Here is a 23,016-nt window from a genome sequence, read left to right on the forward strand (position 1 = left end):
GCTCACATCGCGGGTGTGGGCCTGGCCTCGAACCAGTGCACGAGCTCGCGCACCGCGGCGGTCGTCGCGTTGACGTCGTTGGTCTCGTCGGAGAGGTCGTCGAACGCCTTGCGGTAGCCCGGAACGTGGTCTTCGTCGGCGCTGCTGAGCTGTTGGAAGCTCATGGTCCAGTCGGGGAACTGGCGTCGATCGACGGATTCCTTGAGCAGAACGCGCACATTGCGGTGTCCTGAGTCTCCGGAGATCTTCGTCATGAGCTCTTCGATCTGATGCTGCGGGCCTTCGAGCACCTGCAGAAAGCGGTCGTGACGCGAGAGCAGCATGCCGGTGACGCCGGCGCGGGCGTTGTTGTGGCGGCTGACCGTCAGCAGAGCGGCGAGATCGGAATCGGTGAAGGCAGTGGTGGCGGTGCTGGAATAGACAACGGACAGCACCGGATGACGCGTGGGACTCATTAGACCGATGCTACCGAGCAGAAAACCACCCCTAGCGGGAGTTGACTTTTACCCGAACAAGCTCGCACACGCGTCACGACAGCGGAGAGACGACGATCGTGCCGCTTCCGCCATCGGCCGCGACCGTGAGCAGATCCGCCTCGCCCACCGGGAAGACGAGGTCGGTGAAGGTGACGGCTCCGTCGTCGGCGAAGATCTCGACGATGCACTCGTCGACGATGACACTCATCGCCAGTCGACCGTGGCGCAGGGGCACCGTGGTCTGGTTCACCGAGGCGAAGTCGGGGTGAAGGTCGATGATTCCAGACCGCCGTCGATCGAGTGAGAGGCGACCGGTTCGAGCGTCGTAGGCGATGACCACCCCGCCGCGGGAGCCCGCCAGCACCTCGAGCCGCAGCGTCGCATCCGGTTCGGGCCGCCAATCGAGGGCCAGAACATAGCGGCGGCCCGCGACCGTCGTCGACGGCATCGCCGCGACGATCGGCAGCTCGCGCACGCCCGCGCCGGCCCGCGGCGCATCCAGGGGCGGCGGAACTCTCTGGGCCAGCGCGAATCCGTCGGGCGTGGTGACCAGCCCGAGTTCGCGAGGCGACGACATCACACCGCGCCACTCGCCCGTGGGCGTCTCGGCTGCGTATTGCCAGTTGCCCGCCCAGCCCAGGGCGATGCGGCGGTTCTGCGGCGCATCCGAGAAGGTCACGGCCGCGTAGAAGTCCCGGCCGTGATCGACCGGGCGCCAGGATCCGGCCGGATCCACCTCGAAGGTATGGCCGTCGAACGAGCCCACGAGGTAGCTCATAGAGGAGTCGACGAGGTCGCCGACACGATTGGTGCTGAGAAGAAGCACCCACCTGACCCGCTCCGGGTCTCCGTCGACGGGCAGGGGGAACAGGTCGGGGCATTCCCACACGACGCCGTCCGGTCCGAAGGGCCCGATCGTCGACTCGAAGGTCCAGTCGCGCAGGTCGTGCGAGCTGTAGACGACCACCTGGCGCATGGTCGCTTCGACGGCGACCATGATCCACCTCTGCTCGCCAGAAGACGCCGTGAAGCTGAAGACCTTCGGATCGCGGAACTCCCGCGAACCACGATCGAGCACGGGGTTCGCGCCGTACTTCTCCCACTGATCGCCGCCGTCGATGCTGTACGCGAGCGACTGTGCCTGGCGCCCGTCGGGCGAGACGCTGGTGTAGACGGCCACGAGCGGGGGAGACTCGAGCGAGCCGAATCGTGAGCTGTTGTCATGATCGACGACCACTGAACCCGAGTAGATCTGCTCGGTCGGCGTGCACGCGATCGCGACGGGCAGTTCGTTCCAGTTCACGAGGTCGGGGCTGACGGCATGGCCCCAGCTCATGTTTCCCCAGTCGGCGCCGAACGGGTTGTACTGGTAGAAGAGGTGGTAGACGCCCTGGTGGTAGACGAGTCCGTTGGGGTCGTTCATCCAGTTGCGAGCGGGCGTGTAGTGACGGTGCGGCCGGTAGTCGGTGCTCATGCGGCCTAAATCGACGAGCGGGGCACGGCCGGGCAGGAGATGAGCAGCGGCTCGCCATCCGGTGCGGCCTGCAGGCCGAGGAGGACTCGAACGCCTGCCGCGCCGATCTCGTAGTGCGGAAGAGCGACGGTCGACAGCGGTGGCCGCAGATGAGCAGCGATGACCTCCTGGTTGTCGAAGCCCACGACCGCGATGTCCTGCGGGATCGACAGGCCGAGCTCTCTCAGGCCGTCGTACAGTCCCATCGCGACGCGGTCGTTGTGGCAGAAGACCGCGCTCACGCCGAGCTCCCGGATGCGCTCCGCGGCAGCGTATCCGCCTTCCTGCTGCGGCTGGGCGCGGATGACCAGGTCGGGATCGAACTCGACTCCCGCATCGTGAAGCGCCTGCCGGTACCCCTGCAGGCGGCCGGATTGCGCCGGTGACGGGGTCGTCGTGTTCACGAAGGCGATGCGGGTGTGGCCCGCGTCGAGCAAAAGCCGGGTGGCGGTTCTGCCACCCTGTCGCTCGTCAGGAACGACGGCCGGCGCGGGCGTCTTCTCATCGAAGCAGTCCACCAGCACGTACTCGGTCTCGTGCAGGGCCTTGGGGGCGACGACCGACCGGTGGTACCACGTGGAGTAGAGGATGCCGCGAACCTTGTGCTCGAGCATCATCGAGATGGCGGCCTCTTCGGCGGCGAGGTCGCCCTCGGTGTTGGCGACGAGCAGAACGTAGCCGTGCTTCCACGCCTCGTCTTGGGCGCCATGGATGATCTGACCGGCGAAGGGGGTGGTCGCGATCGCATCGGCCACGAGCCCGATGAAGTTCGAGCTGCCGCTCGACAGGTTCTTCGCCAGGGCGTTCGGACGGTACCCCAGCTCTCGCACCGCCTCGAGAACGCGTTGCCGTGCCCCCGGGCCGATCCGGGCGCCCTTCTTGTCGTTCACGACATGGGACACCGTGGCGATCGAGACCCCGGCCGCGTCGGCCACCTGGCGCATGGTCACCGGCTGGCCGGATCGGTCTGCGCTCATCGGTTCATTCGTTTCGGACACGTGACGATCATCCCTTAGTGGCGCCGCTTGCGAGGCTGTAGGTCATGGCTTTGTTCAGCACCAGGAACACGAGCAGGAGGGGAGTGATGCTGACGCAGACGGCGGCGAAGGTCGCCGTCCAGTCGACCTTGCCCATGGCGCCGATGTAGTTCTGCAGTCCAAGGGGGATCGTCTTCAGGTCGTCGGTCAGCACGAAGGTATTGGCGAAGATGAAGTCGTTCCAGATGAAGATGCTGTTGACCATCGCCACCGTCACCATCGTGTTCACCGAGAGGGGCAGCGTGATCTTCCCGAAGATGCGATACGGGCCCGCTCCATCCAGCGACGCGGCCTCGTAGATCTCGCCGGGGATGTACTCGTAGAACGACGAGAACAGGTAGATGGAGGTCGGCAGCGCGAAGCCCGCCAGCGGAATGATGATCGACTGGTAGGTGTCGAGCAGGTTGACCGCCGCGTAGTCGACGAAGAGCGGCACGAGCGCGACCTGCACGGGCACGATGATGCCGATGAGAAAGAGGGCCCGCACGAGCTTGCTGAATCTAAACCCCAGAACCTGGAGTGCGTAGGCGCCCATCATGCCGAGGAACACGATGACGACGATCGACCCGACCGTGACGATGAACGAGTTGAGGATGTTCAGCCCGAGGTTGCCGGTGGCGAACGCCCGCGCGTAGTTGTCGAATGTGACCTCTGTCGGCAGGGCGAAGGGATTGCCTCCCGCGAAATCCTGCTCGGTGCGCACGCTGGTGATGAACAGCCACGCGAGCGGGTAGACCTGCACGATCACGATCAGCGCCACGATGACGCCGGTGATCGTGCGCCGGATGTCCATGGGTCGCCGTCTCGGGGTCGGCCGCCGGCCGGGTCGGGTGGTGTCGGTGGGGCGGGATGCCGTGAGCGTCATGCGTCGGCCTTACGTCGGAGGAGAAGGAAGATGAGACCCACGGCCGCGAGACATTCGACCACCACAAACACCGAGATAGCGCTCGCGTAGCCGTAGTTCGTGCTCGTGAAGGCCGTCTTGTACATGTAGGTCGTCAGAAGCTCTGACGACTGCCCCGGCCCGCCGTTGGTGAGCAGGTAGGGGATGTCGAAGCCTCGCAGTGCGTTGGTCGTGGCGATGATGGTCGTCGTGATCCACACGGGCCGGATGTAGGGAAAGCGGATGCGCCAGAACGTCTGCCACCACGACGCACCATCGAGCTTGGCCGCCTCCTCGAGCTCCGTCGGCACGGCGAGGAGGGCGGCGTAGATGATGAGCATGTACAGGCCGGTGAAGCGCCACCCCTCGGGCACCGAGACGGCGACCAGTACCGTGCTCACGTCGGACAGCCAGGCCTGCTGCAGGTTTCCGAGCCCGACGAACTCGAGGAACTGGTTGATCAGACCCTCGGGATCGAGCGAGTAGATGCGCTGGAACAGGAAGGCGATGGCCACCGTCGAGATCACCGCGGGCAGGATGTAGAGCGTCTTCACGACCTCGCGGCCGCGCCGCAGGAGGGTGAGGAGGCTCGCCACGATCAGCGCCCCGCCGAGCTGCAGAACCAGGCAGATGACCACGTAGCCGAGCGTGTTCCGGAAGGCGATCCAGAAGACGGTGTCGCCCGTGAACATGCGCACGTAGTTGTCGAGACCGACGAACAGCATGGGGCTGATGCCGTCCCAGTCGAAGAAGCTCAGGAACAGCGACTGGAAGATCGGCAGCAGCACCGCGATGCCGTACAGGGCGAGCGGCGGAAGCAGGAAGACCAGCACGGAGAGGCGTGATCGTTGGGGAAGCATTGCGTCCCCTTCCTGTGGGGCCCGAAGGCCCCACATCGGGCGTTGATGAGGTGGGTGTCGCTTACTTGAAGGCCTTGGGCCCGTTCTCGGCGATGACTCCGTCCATCGTGGTGATGAACTCGTCGGGGTCGACCTCGCCCTGCAGCAGCAGGGTCAGCTCTTGCTGCAGCCGAGTGTTCGACGTCGGGTCGAGCTGCGTGTCCCACGGCATGGCGGTCTGCTCGCCGACGTCGTTGGCCTGGTCGACGGCGCGCTGGTAGAGCGGAGTCGCGTTCGCAGGAATCGTGGTCTGCACGTTCGTGGTGGGAGAGAGTGCGCCGGTCGCGGCATACACCTCGGGGTAGCGCTTCAGGGCGAAGGAGAGGAAGTCCCTGACCAGCGGGTCGTAGGTCTTCGTGTTCACGGCCATGCCGATTCCGGATGGCGACACGTACTCGTTCTCCGCCGTCACCGAATCCGCGGTGACGGGAAGGGTGAAGTAGTCGATGTCGTCGCGCACGGAGGGATCGAGCGCGTCGGTCGCGAGGCTGTTCAGCTCCCAGGTTCCGATGTTGTAGATCGCAGCCTTGCCCGAGGTGAACGAGGCCTGCGCGTCGGAGTAGCCGGTCGACGAGAAGCCGTCCTGGAAGCATCCGGCCGACCCGAGGTCGCTGAGCCACTGCACGGCCTGCTCGCCGGTCGCGTCGCTGAGCTTCGCGTCGCCCTTCTTGAGCTGCTGCACGTAGTCGGGGCCCGCCGTGCGGAAGGGGTAGTAGGCCATGTACCGCTCGAGCGGCCACTGGTCCTGCCCATCCAGCGCGATCGGCGTGATGCCAGCATCGCGCAGCTTGGTGCACATCGCCGGGATGTCGTCGAGGGTCTTCGGGATCTCAACGCCGGCCTGCTCGAAGAGCGCCTTGTTGTACCAGAAGAACTCGAGCTGGAACTCGAACGGAACCATGTAGAGCGAGCCGTCGTCGAATCGCTGGTAGTTCAGCGCCGCCGGGCGGTAGTCGTCGTACACTCCCAGGTCCTTCAGGAGCGCGTCGGCGTCCATCATCTTGCCCTGCTTCGCGAGCTTCTGCGCGAACGGGGTGGCGTCGGTGTCGAAGAGCTCGGGCAGCTTGTTCGCCGCGGCCAGGGTCTCGTACTTCTGGATGTACGACGGCCGGTCGGGCGTGGTGATCAGGTTGAGGGCGAATCCGGGGTGGTCCGCCGCGTATTCGTCGGCGATCTGCTCCATCGCGGTGATGACCCCGCCGTCTGCGGGCCGCGACAGCAGCCACGAGATCTCCCGCGGCGTGATCTCGCCATCCGGATCGACGTTGGTGGGGTCGGTGTTGCCCGAGCCGCCGCCGGCCGAGCAGCCGCTGAGCAGCAGGCCGAACGCGGCCACGGTGGCTGCGATCGTGAGTCGTGTGCGTGTCGTTCTCATGTGTTCTATCTCCGTTGATCGAAAGGGTGGATGTGTGCTGGGTGGTGATGAAGGGTCAGGAAGAGTGGGCAGACAGCTCGAACCGTCGCACGGTGACGGATCCCTCGCCGACGAAGACTCCGATGCCCCCGTCTGTGCGGTCGTAGATCCTGGTGCTGAGCGTGGTGCGACCGTCGAGGTTCACGACACAGATGTCGTTCTGCACGATCACCTCGAGGCGGTGGATGCCTGCGGCGAGATCGCAGGCACGTTCGAGTTCGACCATGAACGGCTCGTCGCCCGAGATCTCCCACTGCCCGTCGCCCGTGCGGCGGCGGGGCCAGCGGTCGAAGACCATGCGGTTGCGCTTGGGTTCGAGCCGCACGATGTACGACGAATCCCCGTCGGCGCTGGAGCGCAGGAGAAGACCGCACTCGGTCGTGCCCGCTTCGATGTCGAGGTCGACGACGGCGTAGTAGGAGGCCGGCACGTCGTCGTGCGAGATCGATGCCTCGTATCCGTCGGCCGATAAGAGTGCGAAGGGTTCGCCGTTGACGGCGCCGGGCAGCGTGACGGGCAGCGCTTCGCCGAAGCTGTCTCGTGTCTCCGTTGCGAAACCGAAGTCCAGCGTGCCGTCGGCTCTCTGCGTCGCCTCGAGTGTCGACAGTGTGCCGGCCCACTGCCAGGCCCCGTCGTCGCGCGATTCCTCTTTGCTGGCGATCCAGCCGAAGAAGAAGCGTCGACCGTCTCGGGCCGCGGTCTTCGATGCGTAGTAGGCGCGGCCATCGATGCTGTCGAACTCGGGAACGAGCCACGGACCGGCGAGGTCTCGGGCCATCCGGTAGCGCGTCGTGAAGTTCTCCGAGAACTCGGAGTAGACCATGTACCACCAGTCGCCCCATTTGAAGACATCGGGGCATTCGTGGGCGATGTAGCGCCGGGGATCCCAGAAGGGTTCGACAGGCTGCCAGGTGGTCAGGTCGGTCGACACGCACTGGGCGATCACGCCGCGGCGACGCTCGGGACCCTCGGTGTGCCGAGCTGCGATGAGCATGCGCCAGATCTTGGCGTCGTCGTCGTAGAAGACGAAGGGATCGCGCCAATCGCCGGACTCGTAGCCTTGCGGGGCACCGAAGGTGTGCTCGGGGTGCTTCGTCCACGTGGCCATGTCGTCGGTGCTCGTGGCGTGCATGACCAGCTGGAGCGGTAGACCGTCGGCGCCGAGGTGCTGCGGATTCTGACCGGTGTAGAACAGGTGGGTCGTTGCCCCGTCGCGCACGATGCTTCCGGTGTACACGTTGAAGTCCGCGTCCGCTTCCGATCCGTGCTCGAAAGCCAGGCCCTTGTCTTCGTAGTCGACGAGATTGCGGGTCGAGACCAGGTGCCACGGCGTGCCCGGCTTCGGGTCGGACCGTTCCTCGTAGAGATAGAAGAGTCGGAACTCGCCGTCATGCTCGAGGGGGATGATGTCTCCCACCCACGCGGTGCGGGGCTGGAAGAAGATCTGCTGGGGCATCGTCGTTGAGTCCTTTGGTTAATCGCTTGATCACACCATAGACGCGCCTGCGTTGACTGATCAAGCGGTTAAGCAAATTAAGCAAGTTAAGCAGATTTGTGGCTTGGCCGTGCGGCACAACGGGAGGAGATACGCGAAACCGACGCTCTATTCGCGTTGGATGCGCAGATCTCCTCCCGTTTGCCTCTGGCATCGCACCGGTGGTCGGAGGATCGAGGCAATCCTGATCAGAACGCCGCGCGCCATTCCCTGATCGCTGTCACGACGTCATCGAGGTGGGATTCGAGAAGGAAGTGCCCGCCGTCGACGAGCTCGATCCGGGCGTCCGTCGCATCCCGCCGGAACGCCTCGGCGCCGGCGGCGGCGAAGATCTCGTCGTTGGCGCCCCAGATGGCGAGCACGGGTACTCGTGACTCGCGCAGCCAGCGATGAACGTCGGGATAGAGGGCGCGATTGTTCGCGTAGTCCCGAAAGAGCGCCAGCTGGATCGCGTCCTGCCCTGGTCGAGACAGCAGCGCGAGGTCGTGCTCCCACGCGTCGGGATCGACCGAGGTGAGGTCGGGTACCCCGTGGGTGTACTGCCATTCGACGGCTTCGCGGCCCAAGGCGGGCCGGAGCGCGTCTCGAGTGTCCTCCGAGCGCTCGAGCGCGTCGGCCCAGATCGGGTCCCAGAAGTCTGAGACGAAGCCTTCTTCGTAGGCATTGCCGTTCTGGGAGATGATGCCCTCGATCGCGTCGGGGTCGTTGAGGGCAAGCCGCCAGCCGATCGGCGCGCCGTAGTCCTGAACGTAGATGGAGTAGCGGTCGACGCCCAGTGAGACGAGGAACTTCTGCGTGATGTCGGCGAGCGCGTCGAAGGTGTAGTCGAAGGCGTCGACGGATGGCATGGCCGATCGGCCGAATCCGATGTGGTCGGGTGCGATGACGCGATACCGGTCGGCCAGGGCCGGGATGAGGTGCCGGAACATGTGCGAGCTCGTGGGGTATCCGTGCAGCATGACGATCACGGGCGAGCTGCTGTCACCCGCCTCTCGCCAGAAGACATCGAGCCCGTCGATGGAGGTGGTGCGGTGATGAACGGTGACCATAGCTAACCCTTTAATCTAGTTTAAGTAGTTAGTCGTACGGTAGTCTGTACATGTGGAATTCGCAAAAGAAGCCGGAATGCCGGCCGTGAATGACGAGGAGTTGCTCCTCGCCCTGCTCAATAGCGCGCCGATCGAGGCCGGACGCATGACTGATCAGCTGGCATCCGACGTCGGCTCCGACCTGGCCCTCCGCCTAGGCGGTACAGGCTCAGATGCTGAAGCGGCCCGCCTTCGCGCGACCCGATCCGCGCTCCACGTGATCGTGCGCGGTTCCGTCGGAGTGCGCGAGGCGACACGCGAATTATCTGCAATCCTCGATTCCACCGTGCTCGAACCTCGAGTCACGAACCGCGGGGTCGACTGGGAGGTTCAGGCTCCGGCCGACGATCGGCTTGCCGCTCGGGTCGTGCTCGCCTGGTCCTCCGTCGCGAAGCAGTTCCCCGGCAGGCTGCGGCCGTGCGCGAACTCCGAATGCAACCTCTTTCTCCTCGATCACAGCAGGCCGGGAACCGCGAAGTGGTGCTCGATGGCGGCATGCGGCAATCGCATGAAAGCCCGCTCGTACGCGAGCCGCACACGAGGCTGAATCGAGGTCAGGCACCTGCCCAACGGGCCGGTCGCTATGCGGCCGAGCCCGTGCCCGACACCGGCGTCACGTCCAGGACTGCAGCCCGGTCAGTCGAGCCAGGGCGACCATAACCAGAACGCTCCCGATGAAGACGGCAACGGCGCCGGTCAACGCCGTCCTATTAGGCGTGGAACGGCGTGCCGTCGAGATGCCCATTAGGCCAAAGCCCATGAGTTGCTCGGCGAAGAACCGGGCGATGGGTTTACGGAAGACGATCAGTAGAACCCCCGCCACGAAGCCCACGAGACCCGCGATCAGCATTTGGACCGTCTCGGACATCTGGTCTCGACTTCCTGGCGACTGCTCGGTGAGGTGTTCGGCTCGATCCTACTTTTCGTACACGTCGAACTGGGTCACGGTCGGAGCCCCCAACTTGCCGTCCGTCGTCCTCAACTCGCAGATCCAGTCTCGAGACACGGGGCGGTTGCTCGCCGCAAACAGGGTCGATGTTCCGCTCACCCAGAACATACCGAACTCCGCACCGTCTCGCGGCGCGCGCACAACGATGTCAGTGGCTACCGCATTGATCCCGCGCGCATCTGTGACGTCAGTGAACGACAACGTGTTCCGTGCGCAGAGCACGACAGCATCCTCATGAGTGCCCTCGTAGACGATTCGATCGGCAGGGTCGAGGTCGAATGTGTCCGCGCACCCGGCGGGTCCCACGGCCACTCCCATGAGCAGCGTGATCACAGCGCCCGCCCGAACTCGTCTGGCCATCGGATATCCAATCGGTAGTCAGCGGGTTGAGGTAATGCTGACGTGGCCCGAACCTGCCCGTCAAGAGGCCACGCCCCCGCCCCGCGCGCCAGGCGCAGCGCCAGCGCCGTGCGGTCGGGTTCGCCGAGCTTGCGCAGCAGCGCCGACACCGTGTTCTTCACCGTTCCGTGCGCCAGGTGCAGGCGCGCCGCGATCTCGGCGTTCGGCAGGCCCCGGGCGACGAGGTCGGCGACGGCCCGCTCGGCGTCGGTAAGAACCGGATGTCTGTCGGCCGGTTGGGCAGGAACGAGCGCGGCCCGCGCGACGCGGGGATCGAGAACGAGGCCGCCGTCGAGAACCCGACGGATCGCATCCGTCAGCGCATCCGTCGAGATGTCTTTGAGCAGGAAGCCGGCGGCGCCCGCGTCGAGCAGCTCGCGCACGAGGCGGGCGTCGTCGAAGGTCGTGAGCACGAGAACGGGCAGTCCCGGATGCGACGCCGCGCACTGCTGCACCAGTCCGAGCCCGTCGAGCACCGGCATGCGGGCGTCGGCCAGCACCACGTCGGGCGCGAGGTCGGGGATCAGCGCGAGCGCGCGCATCCCGTTCTCCGCCTCGCCGACCACCTCGATGGCGGGGTCGGTCTCGAGGATCATGCGCAGTCCTCGGCGCAGCAGCTCCTGGTCGTCGACGATCAGAACGCGGGCGGCGGTCACCGGGTGCCCCGCGCCGCGACGATTTTCGGCAGGGCGGCCTCGTCTGCGTCGGTCTCAGACGGTGCGGCAGCGGGCAGCGCGAGCGACAGGCGGAAACCGTTCGGCGTCGGGGCCGCGTCGAGCGTTCCGCCGAGCGCGTCGGCTCGAGAGCGCAGGGAGCGGAGGCCGAACCCCTCGGTGACGGCGACGGTGGCGGCCATGCCAAGCGACGCCGCACCGCGGTCCTCGAGCACAGCACGCACGGTTCCGGTGCCGTCGACGGCGATCCGCAGCTGCGCGGAACTCGCATTCGAGTGCCGCACCACATTGGTCAGCCCCTCCTGCACGAAACGCAGCAGCAGCAGTGAGCGCTCGTGCGTCAGCGCGGAGTCGTCGCCCTCGATCGACACGCGAATATCGATGCCCGTGCCCCTGAATGCCTCGGCCACCGCGCGGAACGCCTCCGCGTTGCCCAGCGTGCCCAGCTCGACGGGGTGCATCGCGCGCACAAGCCGACGCATCGCATCCAGAGACTCGCCGACCTGCTCGCGGGCGTGCCGCAGTTCGTCGCGCGCCGCACGCGGGTCGTCGACGCGTGCGGCGTAGTCGAGCGAGAGGCCGATGGCGGTGAGGCGGTGCCCGAGGCCGTCGTGCAGCTCGCGCGCGGTGCGTTCGCGCTCCTCGGCGAGCACCAGGTCGCGGTCGGCGTCGAGACGGTGGCGCAACTCGGCGTTGGCCGCATCCAGTCGCTGCAGCGTGTCGCCCAACTCGCCGTTCACCCGCAGGCTGTCGCGCAGGATCGCGGAGATCGCGGCCGCGATACCGGCGAAGAACATCGCGCCGATCGCCTCGGTCACGAGCCGTTCGTCGGAGCTGCCGGCGGAGACGTGCAGCACGGCCACGAGCACAACAAGGGCTCCCGCGTAGGCCCACACAACGACCCCCGACGCGAACGTGACTCCGAGCACAAGGCAGGCCGCCCAGATGATGCCGTAGTACAGGGCGCCGTCTCCGAGCATCATCGTTGCGGTGGCAACGAACGCGAAGGCGATCGCGGCCACGCGAGACCGCTGCGCTGAACGCCGCCACAGCGCCCAGATCGCGATCGCGGCGGCGAGCAGCAGCACGACCGTCACCGACGTCCAGAGCGGTCGGCGGTCGACCGAATAGAGCACCATCAGCACCGGACCGGCCAACCCGATGACCGCGGCCAGGTCGAGCAGCAGGGCGCGGCGGGTCGGAATGCTCGGCATATCCTTCAGCGTAGGCAGTCGGGCGGGCCCGCCGCACGTGACCCGGGTCACGATACGTCGTGACCGCGGGGGCGGGCCGGATGCCGGGCGGCTCCGTAGCGTGCTGAATATGACCACCGCACCCGTCGCATCCACCCCACCCGGGCCGCATTCCGAGCCCGCTTCGCCAATCTTGTCTCCTCGTCTCGGACTGGGCCCACTCGGAGTCGCCGTGCGCGTCGTGGTGGCCATCGGCATCCTGATGATCGCCAACCTCGCCGCGGGTCTGCTGCCCCTCGCGCTCACCGTCATCCCCGGCGCCGTCGAGACCTTCGGCGGGTCGTCGCCGTGGGGCTTCGCCTTCGCCTTCGTGCTCCAGGTTTTCGTTCTCTGCATCGTCGTGCTCGCCGTGCGGTTCTGGATGCGGTGGGTCGAGCGCGCCCCGCTTCGCGCCGCCGGCTGGCGCTGGGGCAGGCGGTCGGTCGTGTGGCTGCTGCTCGGAGTGGTGGTCTCGGCGGCCAGCGCGTTCGCGGTCGTGGCGCTGCTGCCGTCGACAGGGCCGGTGCTCGACGACTCGGCGTTCGTGGGCGACGAGTCGGTGACGCCGTTGATGGTTGTGCTGCTGATCGTCTACTACCTGGGCCTCGCGTTCGTGCAGCAGGGCATTCCCGAGGAGTTGCTGTTCCGGGGCATGCTTCTGTGGAGCCTGCGGGAGCGGCCCGCGCTCGCGGTGGTTGTGACGACGCTGGCGTTCACGGTGATCCACCTGGTGTCGAACGGCGGGCAGCAGTCGGCGGGGGAGCACGTGCTCTACCTCGCGCTGCCGCTCGGCTTCGCGCTGCTGGCGGTGGGACTGCTGCTCTGGACCGGATCGCTGTGGGCCGCGGTCGGGGTTCATGGGGGCTTCCATGTGGGGAACTACCTTGCGGTGGGGTTCCTGCCGCAGGTCGACTCGGTCACGTCGTGGCTTGCGATCGGCGGGGTGCAGGCGGTGATCGGGCTGGTGCTCGTCGTCACGGCGCTGCGCCGTGGCAAGCGCATTCTGGATGGCGGGGGATCAGCGATCCCACGCCGCTCCGGCCTCGTCGATTCGGGGCATATTGACCTCGGCCCAGTCGCGGAGCGCCGCCATGGGACCCGTGAGTGAGACCCCGAGCTCGGTAAGGCTGTAGTGCACACGTGGCGGTGACGTCGGCTCGATACGTCGCGCGACCAAGGAGTCGCGCTCGAGCTGCCGAAGGGTCTGGGCGAGCATCTTCTTAGAGATGCCAGGCATTCGGCGTTGCAGCTCGGCGAAACGGACCTCACCGGGATGTTCGTCGCCGAGAACTTTCACGGCCATCGAGGTCCACTTGCCACCGATGCGATCGAGCAGTTGCCGGGTGGGGCAGGCGGGATCGAACAGGTCGCCGCGACGGTTCTCCCGCGAAGGGGTAACTCGCTGGTGCCCTGGTGCCGGTGAAGTGCCTTCTTCCCAAGTCATGTCTCGTTGCCTAACGTCGGAGGTAACTACTGGTAACCACTGAGGAGCCCATCATAGACACGTCACCCGTCGCGCTGGCGACCATCGAAACGAACAGCACCACGCTCAACGTCGCCGTCTGCGGCGATGGCCCGCCTGTCCTGCTGATGCACGGATTCCCGCACACCTGGGAGGTGTGGAGCGCGGTCATTCCGCAGCTCGCTGAGCGGCACCGAGTCATCGCGCCCGACCTGCGCGGTCTGGGCGCCAGCGCCCGAGCTGCGGATGGCTACGATGCCAGAAATCTCGCGCGAGACATGATCGGTCTGCTCGACGCGCTGGATGAACGAGGGGCTGCAGTGGTGGGCCTGGATGCGGGTGGCCCGCCAGCTTTCCTGCTCGCGCTCGAGCATCCCGAACTGGTTGATCGTCTCGTTCTCATCGAGTCGACCATCGGTCGGCTACCCGGTGCGGAGGGCTTCTTTCGCTCCGGTCCGCCGTGGTGGTTCGGCTTTCACGCCGTTCCCGGTCTGGCCGAAACGGTCCTCGCCGGCAACGAGGCGCCGTACATCGACTTCTTCCTCCGCAACGGCTCGGCGAGCGGAACAGGGATCGACCCCGCCGTCCGAGACGCGTTCGTTCGCGCCTACAGTGGGCCGGATGCGCTCCGCTGCGCCTTCGAGTACTACCGGGCCGCATCGACCAGTGCCGATCAGATCGATGAGGCGACCGCTCGGCAACGCTTGACGGTTCCGACTCTTGCTGTCGGCGCGCAGGTCGTCGGCGAAGCGACCGCTCGCCAGCTCCGACCGATTGCAGACGACCTGACCAGCAGAACCATCGCCTCGAGCGGCCACATCGTGCCACTTGACGCCCCCGCGGAACTGTTGGCAGTGTTGCACCCCTTCTTGGAGGCCTGACACATGTGCCACGTGAGCGGCACCTGTGATAGTCCTTAGGGTGCGCGTCGGACAGCCGGCGGGTGGCTGACCGACCGAACATCTATGGCAAGCGGGTTGATCGACGATGCTCCTGAATCTGAATGAATTCCTCCTCGGTGTTGCGGGCGTCGCCTCGACCCTGATCGGCACGTTCATCGTCGGGGTCTTCTTCTACATCGATACCGATCTGCACCGCATGATGATGTCGTCGGATGCGGCCGACCGCTACCTGCGTTCCGGAGTGCGCTGGGTTTTCATCATCTACACCCTGCCGCTTTTTATGTCGCTGGCGCTCGCGGCCTTCGAGCCGGCCTGGGGTGCTGCGACGTTCATCGCCCTGGGTCTGCTCGTGGTGCTCACCACGATCGATACGGGTTGGCGAATGCTGAAGCGGGGAGGATCCGGCAACTCCATGGCCCTCGTGGTCAATCAGTGGGCGTGCACGGTGGCCGTCGTTGTCATCATGGCGCTTCCGTGGATCATCGGAGGATGGGTGCCGCCCGCGACGGCGTACATCCCGTCACTTCTCATCGCCCTCGGTGCGGGCTTCGCCAGCACGGCGGCACTGATCATGACGCAGTTCGACGCGACCGCAGCAATGGCCGCTTCGCGCGAGGAGGACGACAAATCGGCCGGTCCTCGGCACTAGTGGTGTCGGTACGCATCTGGCCGACACCTGACCGCCGAGCGGACACGCTCGATTCTCGCGACAAATGACGAAGCCACGGGCGCCCCGGATCCAGCAGGATGGCAGCATCAAACTGAATCGGAGGGGCAATGACTGAGCCGCACGTCGTGAGATCGACCGCAGAAACCATCCGTTCCGGTTACCTCGACCCGACGGCCGCGCCGGTCGTGTCGATCAACTCGGGAGACCGGGTGTCCTTTCCCGACACGTGGACCCATTGGGGAAACGAGGCCGTGTTCGGTATGACGTTCGCCGAACGGGAACCGCTGCGCCACAAATATCCCCAGGGCCCTTACGCGATGCTCGGTCCTGTCGAGGTTGTCGGAGCCGACCCGGGTGATGTCATTGAATGCACCATCGAAACGCTGCGGACCCTGGATTGGGGCTGGAACAGTTTCCCCCTCGGCGTCGGCGCGCTCCCTCATGACTTCTCCGAGCCCTACCTGCACTACTTCCGCTTCGATGACGACCGCCGGCGTGCTGAATTCGTGCCCGGCGTCGAATTCGATCTGAACCCCTTCGTCGGGGTGATCGGCACAGAGCCAGCCGGTGATGACGCGACGAGTGCCATCCTTTCCGGGCCCTATGGCGGAAACCTCGTACTCAATGCATTGACGGCCGGGAGCTCCGTGTTCCTGCCCGTGTTCAAGCCCGGGGGTCGGGTCTGGTTCGGAGACATCCATGCTGTCCAAGGTGATGGTGTTGTCGACCAGACAGCCATCGAGACGGCCGCCGAAGATCTCGTGATCCGGTACGAACTCCGCAAAGGGGTCCCTTTGTCCGGGCCGCTGGTCGAGACGGACACGGAGTGGATAGGGTTCGGATTCAGTGACAATCTCGACGACGCGCTCGTGCAGTGTCTCCGCGGTCTGATCGGGTGGTTGAACGCTGCAGCGGGAATAAGCGAGAGCGAGGCCTACGCCCTGTGCAGCCTCGCGGTGAGCTTCCGGGTCGCCCAGTACGCGAACCAGACCGGCTCGGCATACTCATCAGTACCGGCGAAGGCGGTGCACGGCAGGGTGCCGAAGCGAGTGTTCTCTCCCGACAAAGTGCTGCAGATCAACGAATGGCTGAGGCCCGCGAAGTGAGCGCCCTCGACGACGAGCACCGGATAGCCGAGGTGGTCCGTCGAGCCGATGAGTTGGCGACGGCGCGCGACGTCGACGGGTATCTCGCTCTCACGACACCCGACATGGTGCTGGATGGAACTCAGGGGACCGCCTCCGGCCGCGACGACGTTCGATCGGCGATCGGAATGATCTGGGCGGCCGAACCAGCGGGAACACGCCATCTGACGAGCGACATCGCCGTCACGTTCAGTGATGACGGAACCGCGACTGCCCGCTCTACGCTTTCCCTGGTGGTCCGCGGGCATGATGACGAGGTGCTGGCCGTCGCCACCATCACCCAGACTCTCCGGAAGACGGAGGGGAAGTGGCTCATCGCCCGCCGGACCGTCGGCGGCAGGTAGGACTGGACGCGCTCCAGCTCTAGTTCTCGGGCATGCGATGCGTGCGTTCGGTCGTGAGGTCGTCTGTCGCCATGTCGCGATAGCGCCGAGCATGCTGCAACGCGCTGATGAGTTCATCCCTGTTCAGCGGCACGACGTACGCGTCCGTTCCTCGCTGGAAGCGCCATCCCTCGCTAAGGGCTCCGGCATCGACGACATCGAAACCGATGGATTCGATGAGGTCGGTGACAGCCTGCTTCGCGCCCTCGTCATCTCCTGCGACGGGCAGTGCGCGGCGGTCTCCGCCCAGCGGACGCGCGTCGACCGCGATGTCCTCCGCGTAGATGCTGTTGAAGGCCTTCACGACGCGAGCCGACGGAAACATGCCCTGGAACCGCTCGGAGGTGGTCGTGCTCTCGTCATCGAGCTCCGCGATGTGCCCCGACCAGTCGGTGTAGTAGTTGCCGGCATCCATGACGATGCGCTCGTCGAGTGCCGATGCCGGAAGGTCGGCATAGCTGTGAAGCGGCACTGCCAACAGCACCATGTCTGCTCGGTCAGCGGCACCGTCCACGGTGTCCGCCACCGCAGAAGCGCCAAGCGACGTCACCGCATCGGTGAGGGTTTCGGGACCGCGAGAATTGGCAAGCACCACTCGGTGACCCGCCGCGACTGCGGCCTCGGCGAAACCGAGCCCCACTCGACCGGTTCCGATCACAGCAATTGTTGACATGTCGACGTCCTCACTAGATAAATGGTTGACCTCGTACACAGCCTTTCGCTTTGCTGCCTGGTCGCCATCCGTCGAATCACGTATCCGTGTTTGACCGCTCAGTATGGAGGAAGCGGCGCAGAGCCGCGTAGCGGTACTCCTGGTAGAGGCCGTGAAGAACGGCCAGAAGCGCGGCCGTTCCCAGCCCGATGAGGATCGACGGGGTGGATTGGTCCGTGGACTGAACGACGATGATCGCGACGCCCGCGCCGGCCACCATCGAGTTCACCACCGCGATGGCGGTGGCCGTCGTGAAGAACACTCCGATCCAAGAATGCCGACGTCCGATAGGCAGCATCTCGTTGGGCGCGTGGGGTCCGATAGGACGGGGGAAATACTTCGCAGCGCCCGGAAGGATCGTTGTGTAGACGGCTCGAATGCGCTGGATGGAGTCAAGGGCCGCCACGTCTTCGAGGGAGGTCTCGACGAGTCGTTCGTACGTGAAGATGCCGAGAAGAAAGACGACCGGGATGATCACCATCAGGAATCCCAGCGCATAGTCGGTCTGGGCGAGGAAGCCGAAGGCGACAAGGCTGCTCGACAGGGTCGTGAGATAAAGGGCGGCTCGGCTGCTCGCCTCGCTCACCGTGATGCTGCGCGCGGACTCGAGCACGAAATGCTCGTTCATCAAGGCGCTGTAGAACGCGCCGGCGCGGTCCGTCAGCGCCGCGATCGCCTCGTCCGCAGTCGGCAGATCCGCCGACGAGGCCGCGGGTGATTCCGGGCGGACCCCCTCGTCAGTCATGGTCGGCGACCTCTTGCCGAACAGAGAACAGATTGCCGAACGGGTCGAGCAGCTGACACAGCCGTTCCCCGGTGAATACGGTCTTCGGGCCACGGTGGGCCGTGGCCCCGTGTGCGGTCCACTCTTCGACGAACGTATCCACATCGGCAACCGTCCAGTAGGGACTGGTTCCCGATGGCCCCGGGGAGTTGAAATCGTCCTTCTCGTGCAGCGTCAGCCTCGTGCCGTCGAGATCGAACGCGGCGAGCGCCCCACCTCGCACGACCGGCTGCCGTTGCAATCGCTCCGAATACCATTCGACGGCAGCATCGAGGTCGTCGACGAAATAGAAGACGTTCCCGACGCCCGCGAACTCGACGCCGGTCATGCCGAGAACACGCCCTCGAGAAATGCGAGAGACGGTCCGATCGCCGCCGACATATAGCCCTCGGCATGATGGGTGCCCGGGATCAGCTGCAGTGTAGTGGCGATGCCGACATTCGACAGAGCTTCCTGCATGGCGCGAGCATCGCTGACCGGCACGAACTCGTTCAGAGAGTTCGCGAGAAAGACCGGGCCGCACTGGGCCGACACGTGTCGCGTGGTCGACGCGGCTTCCAGCAGACTGCGGTCGCCTCCCACCTCGTTCAGGATGGTCCACCGCAGGAACGCGTCGTTCGGGCCGGTCTGGTTGATGTCGGCGCTCTTCATCGCATTCAGGTCTTGTGAAGTCGGTGTGGCCGGCAGGTCGTCTGTTGCCTCCACGATGCCCAGGAGATCGAACATTCCCGACCAGCTGACCGCGGGCCTGCCCGTGGCGATGCTGGCCTCCACGACGAGATTGCCGCCCGCCGAACCTCCGAAGAATGCCAGCTTGCTGCGATCGAACGACCAGTCCGACGCGAGAGCCCACTTCGCTGCGGCCTGCACGTCGTCTCTGCTGGCCGGGAATGTGGCATCCGGCGCCTCTCGATAGTTCGGCGCGAAGACGATGTAACCGGCGTCGACCAGCTTCGTCGCCAGCGACAGCTCTTTGCTCTTGTCGCCCCGAAACCACCCGCCGCCGTGCACCAGCACGATGGCTGCGCGCGCACGATCGGCATCGTCGGAGATGCTCCTGTCGTACACGTCGAGCAGCAGGGGCGTCGACCCCACGACTCCGTACTCGACGTCTCGGTTCACTGTTGGCTCGTCGGACATGGGTGGCCTTCCTCTCGGCTGGCAGCGGTTGCGGCGCTGAGACGAGCCTAGAATCCGGCCTCGCTGTGAACCATGGCCCTGCTGGGGTCACCTAGAGCAGAGGCTCAGCCCTTCGGAGCAGTGTTCAGCGCCGCCGCCGCGCGGATCACGGCCTGGAACGCCTCCGCATCCACCATGTCGCCCTCGTGCAGGTCGATCGCCCGCCGCACGCCCGCGCCCATGGCGAGCAGCCCCTCGGGATCGGGAAGCGCCGACCCCTTCGGGAACGTGAACTTGACCTTGTCTTTATAGGTCTCGCCGGTGCAGATGAGCCCGCCAAGGCTCCACGTCGCGACGCCGAGAGGATTCGAGGGCTTCACCCATTTGGTCTCTTCGACGACGTCGGGCTCGGCCTCGAGAATCAGGTTCCGGATGCGCGAGAGCATGTCGCCGCGCCAGTCGGGAAAGGCGGCGATGATCTTGTCTACGTCGGGTGATGGCATGCAACGACTGTAGCCACACCTCGCCAACGGGGTCGACTTGCTCCTGCCGTAGCGTCATGTGGTCTTCTTGAAGCACGTCCCATCCCGCTCCGAGAGGTATGCCATGCACCCGTTCCCGACCCCGCCCCGTCAGGTTCCGATCGGCGACGCCGCGGCGTTCGTCGGCATCACTCCCCGAGCGATCCGCCACTACCACCAGATCGGCCTGCTCCCCGAGCGCGAGCGGGGCAGCGACGGCCGCCGCCGTTACGGCTACGCGGAGATCATCCGGCTGCTCTGGATTCGCCGCATGGCCGACGCCGGGATAGCCCTCGACGACATTCGCGACGCGTTCGACGGTGCCGCACCAAGCGGCGCCGACGGTGAGGACGAGGTCGCAGCCGTGCTCGCACGGTTGGAGGACACTCTTGCCGCGCAGGAGGCCGAGCTGCAGCGGAAGCGGTCCTCGGTGCAGCGCATGCGCGCACTCGGCAGTCGGCTGGGACTGCTCGACGATCTCGTCTCCGGCCGCCTCGAAGGCGCGCCCGAGGGCTCGCTGCGCCAGGACGACCTCGACGTGCTGCTGGTCACCGAGCGGATCTTCGGTCCGCTCGGCGCCGTCATGCAGGCAGGCCGCTTCCTCGCGCTGGCCGCCGATCCGGCGCTGCGAGCGGAGTCCGACCGCGTCGACGCCGCCGAGGAGGCCTTGGACGACACGGTCGCCGTCGACGACCCCCGGGTGGAGCAGGTGGCGGCCGAGCGGAGCGCCTTCGAGACCGCGTTGATGCGCGTCATCGCGGAGTCTGGTCAGCTGGAGGAAGACGACGCTATCTTCGACGCGTGGGACGAGCTGCATCCGCCCGAGGGCGTCGACGCGGCGCCCGCCCCTGACCCGGCAGAGGGCTCGCGCGCGAGGAGCGCGGCGGAGATCATCCGGAGCATGCCCTACGACTTCTCCCCTGCCCGCCTGCGCAGCATGGAACTGGCGGTGCAACTCGGTGCGTCGGCGGCGCTGGAACACTGAGTGGGCCGGAATGCTACCCGCGCCGCGCCGGGTCGGTGACTCTATGCATGATCGTGGCCGTCGCGCGTCGGCTCAGCAGCCGGATGGGCGTCACCCCGATGCGATTGCTTCGCCCGTCGATCACGCTCGGGCCGGGATTCCGTCTCTCGAGGTGGGACAGCGCGGTGGCCACCACGTCGGCCGCCGTGCGCATGCGCGCGCCCGCGGTGGCGTCATCCGTGCCGACGACGGCGTTGAACTCTGTGCTGGTCGCGCCGGGCGAGAGCGCGAAGACGGTGACTCCGGAGCTCCGTGTCTCAGCCCAGAGCGACTCCGTGAAGCTCAGCACGAAGGCCTTCGCGGCGCCGTAGACCGCCATCCGCGGGGTGGGCGCGTACGCGGACATACTGGCGACGTTGATGAGGAAGCCCTGGCCGGCCTCGAGCATGCCGGGGAGAAACGTGGAGCTGAGCTGAACCGGTGCGCTGACGTCGACGGCGATTTCCCGACTGAGTCGCTCGGGGTCCTCCTGCGCGAAATCGCCGAACGTGCCGAAGCCGGCGTTGTTGATGACGCCTGACACCCGCAGGCCGGCCTCGGTGATCGCAGACGAGAGATCGATCGCTGCCGAGGGGGATTCGAGGTCCTGAACTATCGCGGTGATGGTCACGCCGTGCGCGGCCTCGAGCTCGGATGCGAGTGCGTCGAGCCTGTCTCGACGTCGTGCGACCAGCACGAGGTCGGCACCGCGGGCGGCCAACGCCCGCGCGAAGGCTGCGCCGATTCCCGAGGACGCGCCGGTGATCAGCACGGTCTGCGTGCGGTAGTCGATTGCGGGCATGGGTGGCTCCAATGAGTGAACGGGCGGTCGCTATCTGCAAACGCATCGTCAACCTATGCCTAGCTGGCACTCGGTGTCAATCAGGCATCTGGGCTACACTCAACGGGTGAGCATCGAAACGAGCCTGTGGCAGCGGTCGCGCCGTGCGGCCTACGAGGAGATCACCAGCGTCGCGATGGGCCTGTTCCTCGAGCAGGGCTTCGAGCCGACGACGATCGACCAGATCGCGTCGTCGGCCGGCATCTCCCGGCGGTCGTTCTTCCGATACTTCGGCACCAAAGAAGACATCGTGCTGGGTGATCTGGCCAGTCAAGGCGAGCTCGTTTTGGCGGCGCTCGAGCGGATTCCGCCCACGGTGGGTCCCTGGGAGGCCCTGCGGGAGGCTCTCCACGCGGTCGACGCGCTCACCATCGACCCCGAGGTCACCCTGAAGATCGCCCGCATGATGTACCAGACGTCGTCGCTGCGATCCCGCAGCATCGAGAAGCATCTGCACTGGCAGGCTCTGCTGGTGCCTGACATTCGGCGGCGACTGGGCATCGCTGAAGACGACGTGACGAATCCGGCACCGGCCGCGATCGTGGCGAGCGCGATCGCGTGTCTGGATGCCGCGGGTGAGGTCTGGGTGGAGGGCGACGGTCTGGCAGACCTCGCTTCGCTCTACGACCAGGCGGTGGCGGGAGTGCGCGGCACCTCCTGACCGTGCCGCACGCGCACAATGGACACGTGCCACACCGTCAGTCCGACCCGCAGAACGAGCCGCACGAGAAGGTGTGCGCATCCTGCGGTCGGCCGATGCAATGGAGAGCGAAGTGGGCCCAGAACTGGGCCGAGGTGAAGTACTGCTCCGACAGCTGTCGGCGCCGTGGCGTGACCGATACCGACAGGCGGCTCGAGGCCACCGTCGTGAGACTCGTCTCCGAGCGTCAGGATGCGCCCGTCACCCCGGAGCTCGTGGCACGAACCGCGGCGCCCGATGACTGGCAGCCGCTCTACGAACCTGCCCGCCGCGCCGCACGACGGCTCGCGCACCGCGGCGAGGTCGACATCGTGCAGAACGGTCGTGCCGTCGACCCGGGCTCGGTGCGCGGGCCGTTCGCCATTCGGGCAAGTCGAGGCGCCGAGATGGCTAGACAACCGGGCCCCGTTGGATGAGGATCGACACGAAACCGCGCAGCACCGCTGAACGGATCCACAACACGGAAATAAAGGAGCAGACCATGGCCGATCTCGAAACCCAAGCAGCGCTCTCCGAAGCACGCAAAGCCGCAAGTGCTGCGAGCTACGACATCCAGAAACTCCCCGAGGATTCCGTCGAGCGCCAGGCGCTTCACAACCTCCTCACCGCCGTCGACTACCTGATTCAGGCCGCAGACGCATCGGAGTGAGGCGGGGCGAGTGGCGCCCTCAGTCACCTCCGGGTCGCTGGGTACTATCAACAGGTCGGCTCAAGA

At 66.1% G+C, this 23,016-nt stretch carries 29 protein-coding genes; 10 read left to right on the forward strand and 19 right to left on the reverse strand.

Going from position 1 to position 23,016, the window contains the following annotated elements:
• Positions 1-2: 2 nt before the first annotated feature.
• The 8 genes from ASF06_RS13245 to ASF06_RS13280 form a co-directional block, all read right to left on the reverse strand.
• Positions 3-455 (reverse strand): BLUF domain-containing protein, encoded by a 453-nt coding sequence (locus tag ASF06_RS13245; RefSeq protein WP_082500942.1) that lies wholly within the window; start codon positions 453-455, stop codon positions 3-5.
• A gap of 73 nt (positions 456-528) precedes the next feature.
• Entirely contained in the window at positions 529-1,950 is a 1,422-nt protein-coding gene (locus ASF06_RS13250; RefSeq protein ID WP_055947908.1) for a glycoside hydrolase family 32 protein, read from the reverse strand.
• Between the two features lie 5 nt (positions 1,951-1,955).
• Positions 1,956-2,966: a LacI family DNA-binding transcriptional regulator gene (locus ASF06_RS13255; RefSeq protein WP_055947910.1), complete on the reverse strand. Its 1,011-nt coding sequence runs from the start codon at positions 2,964-2,966 to the stop codon at positions 1,956-1,958.
• A 28-nt stretch (positions 2,967-2,994) separates the two neighbouring features.
• The gene (locus ASF06_RS13260) at positions 2,995-3,891 is read right to left on the reverse strand and encodes a carbohydrate ABC transporter permease (RefSeq protein ID WP_055947913.1); all 897 of its coding nucleotides are present in this window, start codon (positions 3,889-3,891) and stop codon (positions 2,995-2,997) included.
• Entirely contained in the window at positions 3,888-4,769 is an 882-nt protein-coding gene (locus ASF06_RS13265; RefSeq protein WP_055947917.1) for a carbohydrate ABC transporter permease, read from the reverse strand. Before ASF06_RS13265 ends, ASF06_RS13260 begins: the two co-directional genes overlap by 4 nt.
• A 61-nt stretch (positions 4,770-4,830) precedes the next feature.
• The gene (locus tag ASF06_RS13270) at positions 4,831-6,183 is read right to left on the reverse strand and encodes an ABC transporter substrate-binding protein (protein ID WP_055947920.1); all 1,353 of its coding nucleotides are present in this window, start codon (positions 6,181-6,183) and stop codon (positions 4,831-4,833) included.
• A 55-nt stretch (positions 6,184-6,238) separates the two neighbouring features.
• The gene (locus ASF06_RS13275) at positions 6,239-7,678 is read right to left on the reverse strand and encodes a glycoside hydrolase family 32 protein (RefSeq protein WP_055947923.1); all 1,440 of its coding nucleotides are present in this window, start codon (positions 7,676-7,678) and stop codon (positions 6,239-6,241) included.
• A gap of 227 nt (positions 7,679-7,905) precedes the next feature.
• Positions 7,906-8,766: an alpha/beta fold hydrolase gene (locus ASF06_RS13280; RefSeq protein WP_055947925.1), complete on the reverse strand. Its 861-nt coding sequence runs from the start codon at positions 8,764-8,766 to the stop codon at positions 7,906-7,908.
• Positions 8,767-8,842: 76 nt separating this feature from the next.
• On the opposite strand from ASF06_RS13280, the gene ASF06_RS13285 reads away from it, so the two are divergent.
• Entirely contained in the window at positions 8,843-9,352 is a 510-nt protein-coding gene (locus ASF06_RS13285) for a CGNR zinc finger domain-containing protein (RefSeq protein WP_055947928.1), read from the forward strand.
• A 66-nt stretch (positions 9,353-9,418) separates the two neighbouring features.
• Here ASF06_RS13285 and ASF06_RS13290 read toward each other — a convergent pair whose 3' ends face one another.
• The 4 genes from ASF06_RS13290 to ASF06_RS13305 are packed head-to-tail and all read right to left on the reverse strand — an operon-like array spanning position 9,419 to position 12,041.
• Positions 9,419-9,673, reverse strand: coding sequence for a hypothetical protein (locus ASF06_RS13290; RefSeq protein ID WP_055947931.1), 255 nt, complete (start codon positions 9,671-9,673; stop codon positions 9,419-9,421).
• A gap of 48 nt (positions 9,674-9,721) precedes the next feature.
• On the reverse strand, positions 9,722-10,114 hold the full coding sequence (locus tag ASF06_RS13295) for a hypothetical protein (RefSeq protein WP_157439207.1): 393 nt from the start codon (positions 10,112-10,114) through the stop codon (positions 9,722-9,724).
• Complete coding sequence (locus ASF06_RS13300; RefSeq protein WP_055947938.1) at positions 10,084-10,809, reverse strand: response regulator transcription factor; 726 nt, start codon at positions 10,807-10,809, stop codon at positions 10,084-10,086. Before ASF06_RS13300 ends, ASF06_RS13295 begins: the two co-directional genes overlap by 31 nt.
• The gene (locus ASF06_RS13305) at positions 10,806-12,041 is read right to left on the reverse strand and encodes a sensor histidine kinase (protein ID WP_055947941.1); all 1,236 of its coding nucleotides are present in this window, start codon (positions 12,039-12,041) and stop codon (positions 10,806-10,808) included. Before ASF06_RS13305 ends, ASF06_RS13300 begins: the two co-directional genes overlap by 4 nt.
• A 109-nt stretch (positions 12,042-12,150) precedes the next feature.
• Between ASF06_RS13305 and ASF06_RS13310 the strand changes: the two genes are divergently transcribed.
• The gene (locus ASF06_RS13310) at positions 12,151-13,167 is read left to right on the forward strand and encodes a CPBP family intramembrane glutamic endopeptidase (protein WP_162237706.1); all 1,017 of its coding nucleotides are present in this window, start codon (positions 12,151-12,153) and stop codon (positions 13,165-13,167) included.
• Here ASF06_RS13310 and ASF06_RS19210 read toward each other — a convergent pair.
• Positions 13,078-13,503: a winged helix-turn-helix transcriptional regulator gene (locus tag ASF06_RS19210; protein WP_082500944.1), complete on the reverse strand. Its 426-nt coding sequence runs from the start codon at positions 13,501-13,503 to the stop codon at positions 13,078-13,080. The genes ASF06_RS13310 and ASF06_RS19210 overlap by 90 nt on opposite strands.
• A gap of 143 nt (positions 13,504-13,646) precedes the next feature.
• Between ASF06_RS19210 and ASF06_RS13315 the strand changes: the two genes are divergently transcribed.
• The 4 genes from ASF06_RS13315 (at position 13,647) to ASF06_RS13330 (ending at position 16,582) form a co-directional block, all read left to right on the forward strand.
• Positions 13,647-14,402 (forward strand): alpha/beta hydrolase, encoded by a 756-nt coding sequence (locus ASF06_RS13315; RefSeq protein ID WP_268750647.1) that lies wholly within the window; start codon positions 13,647-13,649, stop codon positions 14,400-14,402.
• A gap of 106 nt (positions 14,403-14,508) precedes the next feature.
• A complete protein-coding gene (locus ASF06_RS13320; RefSeq protein WP_055947951.1) occupies positions 14,509-15,072 on the forward strand; it encodes a hypothetical protein in 564 nt (187 codons plus the stop codon).
• Positions 15,073-15,200: 128 nt separating this feature from the next.
• Positions 15,201-16,199: an acetamidase/formamidase family protein gene (locus tag ASF06_RS13325; RefSeq protein WP_055947954.1), complete on the forward strand. Its 999-nt coding sequence runs from the start codon at positions 15,201-15,203 to the stop codon at positions 16,197-16,199.
• Positions 16,196-16,582, forward strand: a complete 387-nt coding sequence (locus ASF06_RS13330; protein ID WP_055947958.1) for an SgcJ/EcaC family oxidoreductase — start codon at positions 16,196-16,198, stop codon at positions 16,580-16,582. The genes ASF06_RS13325 and ASF06_RS13330 overlap by 4 nt, the downstream gene beginning before the upstream one ends.
• A gap of 19 nt (positions 16,583-16,601) precedes the next feature.
• On the opposite strand, the gene ASF06_RS13335 is transcribed toward ASF06_RS13330, so the two are convergent.
• The 5 genes from ASF06_RS13335 to ASF06_RS13355 form a co-directional block, all read right to left on the reverse strand.
• Entirely contained in the window at positions 16,602-17,333 is a 732-nt protein-coding gene (locus tag ASF06_RS13335) for an NADPH-dependent F420 reductase (RefSeq protein ID WP_235501008.1), read from the reverse strand.
• A gap of 37 nt (positions 17,334-17,370) precedes the next feature.
• Positions 17,371-18,078: a hypothetical protein gene (locus tag ASF06_RS13340; RefSeq protein ID WP_055947964.1), complete on the reverse strand. Its 708-nt coding sequence runs from the start codon at positions 18,076-18,078 to the stop codon at positions 17,371-17,373.
• Positions 18,071-18,445 carry a VOC family protein gene (locus tag ASF06_RS13345; protein ID WP_055947967.1) on the reverse strand — a complete coding sequence of 125 codons (375 nt, stop codon included), beginning with the start codon at positions 18,443-18,445 and terminating at the stop codon, positions 18,071-18,073. Before ASF06_RS13345 ends, ASF06_RS13340 begins: the two co-directional genes overlap by 8 nt.
• Positions 18,442-19,257 carry an alpha/beta hydrolase gene (locus tag ASF06_RS13350; RefSeq protein WP_082500948.1) on the reverse strand — a complete coding sequence of 272 codons (816 nt, stop codon included), beginning with the start codon at positions 19,255-19,257 and terminating at the stop codon, positions 18,442-18,444. Before ASF06_RS13350 ends, ASF06_RS13345 begins: the two co-directional genes overlap by 4 nt.
• A gap of 104 nt (positions 19,258-19,361) precedes the next feature.
• Entirely contained in the window at positions 19,362-19,739 is a 378-nt protein-coding gene (locus tag ASF06_RS13355; RefSeq protein WP_055947975.1) for a DUF1801 domain-containing protein, read from the reverse strand.
• A 103-nt stretch (positions 19,740-19,842) separates the two neighbouring features.
• On the opposite strand from ASF06_RS13355, the gene ASF06_RS13360 reads away from it, so the two are divergent.
• Positions 19,843-20,742 (forward strand): helix-turn-helix domain-containing protein, encoded by a 900-nt coding sequence (locus ASF06_RS13360; RefSeq protein WP_055947978.1) that lies wholly within the window; start codon positions 19,843-19,845, stop codon positions 20,740-20,742.
• Between the two features lie 13 nt (positions 20,743-20,755).
• On the opposite strand, the gene ASF06_RS13365 is transcribed toward ASF06_RS13360, so the two are convergent.
• Entirely contained in the window at positions 20,756-21,562 is an 807-nt protein-coding gene (locus ASF06_RS13365; RefSeq protein WP_055947981.1) for an SDR family NAD(P)-dependent oxidoreductase, read from the reverse strand.
• A 106-nt stretch (positions 21,563-21,668) separates the two neighbouring features.
• Between ASF06_RS13365 and ASF06_RS13370 the strand changes: the two genes are divergently transcribed.
• From ASF06_RS13370 to ASF06_RS19860, 3 genes are all read left to right on the forward strand, one after another.
• The gene (locus tag ASF06_RS13370) at positions 21,669-22,262 is read left to right on the forward strand and encodes a TetR/AcrR family transcriptional regulator (RefSeq protein ID WP_200920373.1); all 594 of its coding nucleotides are present in this window, start codon (positions 21,669-21,671) and stop codon (positions 22,260-22,262) included.
• A gap of 26 nt (positions 22,263-22,288) precedes the next feature.
• Positions 22,289-22,717, forward strand: coding sequence for a DUF2256 and DUF3253 domain-containing protein (locus ASF06_RS13375; protein ID WP_055947984.1), 429 nt, complete (start codon positions 22,289-22,291; stop codon positions 22,715-22,717).
• A gap of 65 nt (positions 22,718-22,782) precedes the next feature.
• Complete coding sequence (locus tag ASF06_RS19860) at positions 22,783-22,950, forward strand: hypothetical protein (RefSeq protein WP_200920374.1); 168 nt, start codon at positions 22,783-22,785, stop codon at positions 22,948-22,950.
• The last annotated feature ends 66 nt before the right edge of the window (positions 22,951-23,016 follow it).

Source organism: Agreia sp. Leaf244 (assembly GCF_001422695.1).
GTDB lineage: Bacteria > Actinomycetota > Actinomycetes > Actinomycetales > Microbacteriaceae > Agreia.

Excerpts from the sequence above, each read along its gene's own strand:
- ASF06_RS13245 (WP_082500942.1), bottom strand. The coding sequence starts at position 455 with ATGAGTCCCACGCGTCATCCGGTGCTGTCCGTTGTCTATTCCAGCACC.
- ASF06_RS13250 (WP_055947908.1), bottom strand. The coding sequence starts at position 1,950 with ATGAGCACCGACTACCGGCCGCACCGTCACTACACGCCCGCTCGCAAC.
- ASF06_RS13255 (WP_055947910.1), bottom strand. The coding sequence starts at position 2,966 with ATGAGCGCAGACCGATCCGGCCAGCCGGTGACCATGCGCCAGGTGGCC.
- ASF06_RS13260 (WP_055947913.1), bottom strand. The coding sequence starts at position 3,891 with ATGACGCTCACGGCATCCCGCCCCACCGACACCACCCGACCCGGCCGG.
- ASF06_RS13265 (WP_055947917.1), bottom strand. The coding sequence starts at position 4,769 with ATGCTTCCCCAACGATCACGCCTCTCCGTGCTGGTCTTCCTGCTTCCG.
- ASF06_RS13270 (WP_055947920.1), bottom strand. The coding sequence starts at position 6,183 with ATGAGAACGACACGCACACGACTCACGATCGCAGCCACCGTGGCCGCG.
- ASF06_RS13275 (WP_055947923.1), bottom strand. The coding sequence starts at position 7,678 with ATGCCCCAGCAGATCTTCTTCCAGCCCCGCACCGCGTGGGTGGGAGAC.
- ASF06_RS13280 (WP_055947925.1), bottom strand. The coding sequence starts at position 8,766 with ATGGTCACCGTTCATCACCGCACCACCTCCATCGACGGGCTCGATGTC.
- ASF06_RS13285 (WP_055947928.1), top strand. The coding sequence starts at position 8,843 with ATGCCGGCCGTGAATGACGAGGAGTTGCTCCTCGCCCTGCTCAATAGC.
- ASF06_RS13290 (WP_055947931.1), bottom strand. The coding sequence starts at position 9,673 with ATGTCCGAGACGGTCCAAATGCTGATCGCGGGTCTCGTGGGCTTCGTG.
- ASF06_RS13295 (WP_157439207.1), bottom strand. The coding sequence starts at position 10,114 with ATGGCCAGACGAGTTCGGGCGGGCGCTGTGATCACGCTGCTCATGGGA.
- ASF06_RS13305 (WP_055947941.1), bottom strand. The coding sequence starts at position 12,041 with ATGCCGAGCATTCCGACCCGCCGCGCCCTGCTGCTCGACCTGGCCGCG.
- ASF06_RS13310 (WP_162237706.1), top strand. The coding sequence starts at position 12,151 with ATGACCACCGCACCCGTCGCATCCACCCCACCCGGGCCGCATTCCGAG.
- ASF06_RS19210 (WP_082500944.1), bottom strand. The coding sequence starts at position 13,503 with ATGACTTGGGAAGAAGGCACTTCACCGGCACCAGGGCACCAGCGAGTT.
- ASF06_RS13320 (WP_055947951.1), top strand. The coding sequence starts at position 14,509 with ATGCTCCTGAATCTGAATGAATTCCTCCTCGGTGTTGCGGGCGTCGCC.
- ASF06_RS13325 (WP_055947954.1), top strand. The coding sequence starts at position 15,201 with ATGACTGAGCCGCACGTCGTGAGATCGACCGCAGAAACCATCCGTTCC.
- ASF06_RS13340 (WP_055947964.1), bottom strand. The coding sequence starts at position 18,078 with ATGACTGACGAGGGGGTCCGCCCGGAATCACCCGCGGCCTCGTCGGCG.
- ASF06_RS13345 (WP_055947967.1), bottom strand. The coding sequence starts at position 18,445 with ATGACCGGCGTCGAGTTCGCGGGCGTCGGGAACGTCTTCTATTTCGTC.
- ASF06_RS13350 (WP_082500948.1), bottom strand. The coding sequence starts at position 19,257 with ATGTCCGACGAGCCAACAGTGAACCGAGACGTCGAGTACGGAGTCGTG.
- ASF06_RS13355 (WP_055947975.1), bottom strand. The coding sequence starts at position 19,739 with ATGCCATCACCCGACGTAGACAAGATCATCGCCGCCTTTCCCGACTGG.
- ASF06_RS13360 (WP_055947978.1), top strand. The coding sequence starts at position 19,843 with ATGCACCCGTTCCCGACCCCGCCCCGTCAGGTTCCGATCGGCGACGCC.
- ASF06_RS13365 (WP_055947981.1), bottom strand. The coding sequence starts at position 21,562 with ATGCCCGCAATCGACTACCGCACGCAGACCGTGCTGATCACCGGCGCG.
- ASF06_RS19860 (WP_200920374.1), top strand. The coding sequence starts at position 22,783 with ATGGCCGATCTCGAAACCCAAGCAGCGCTCTCCGAAGCACGCAAAGCC.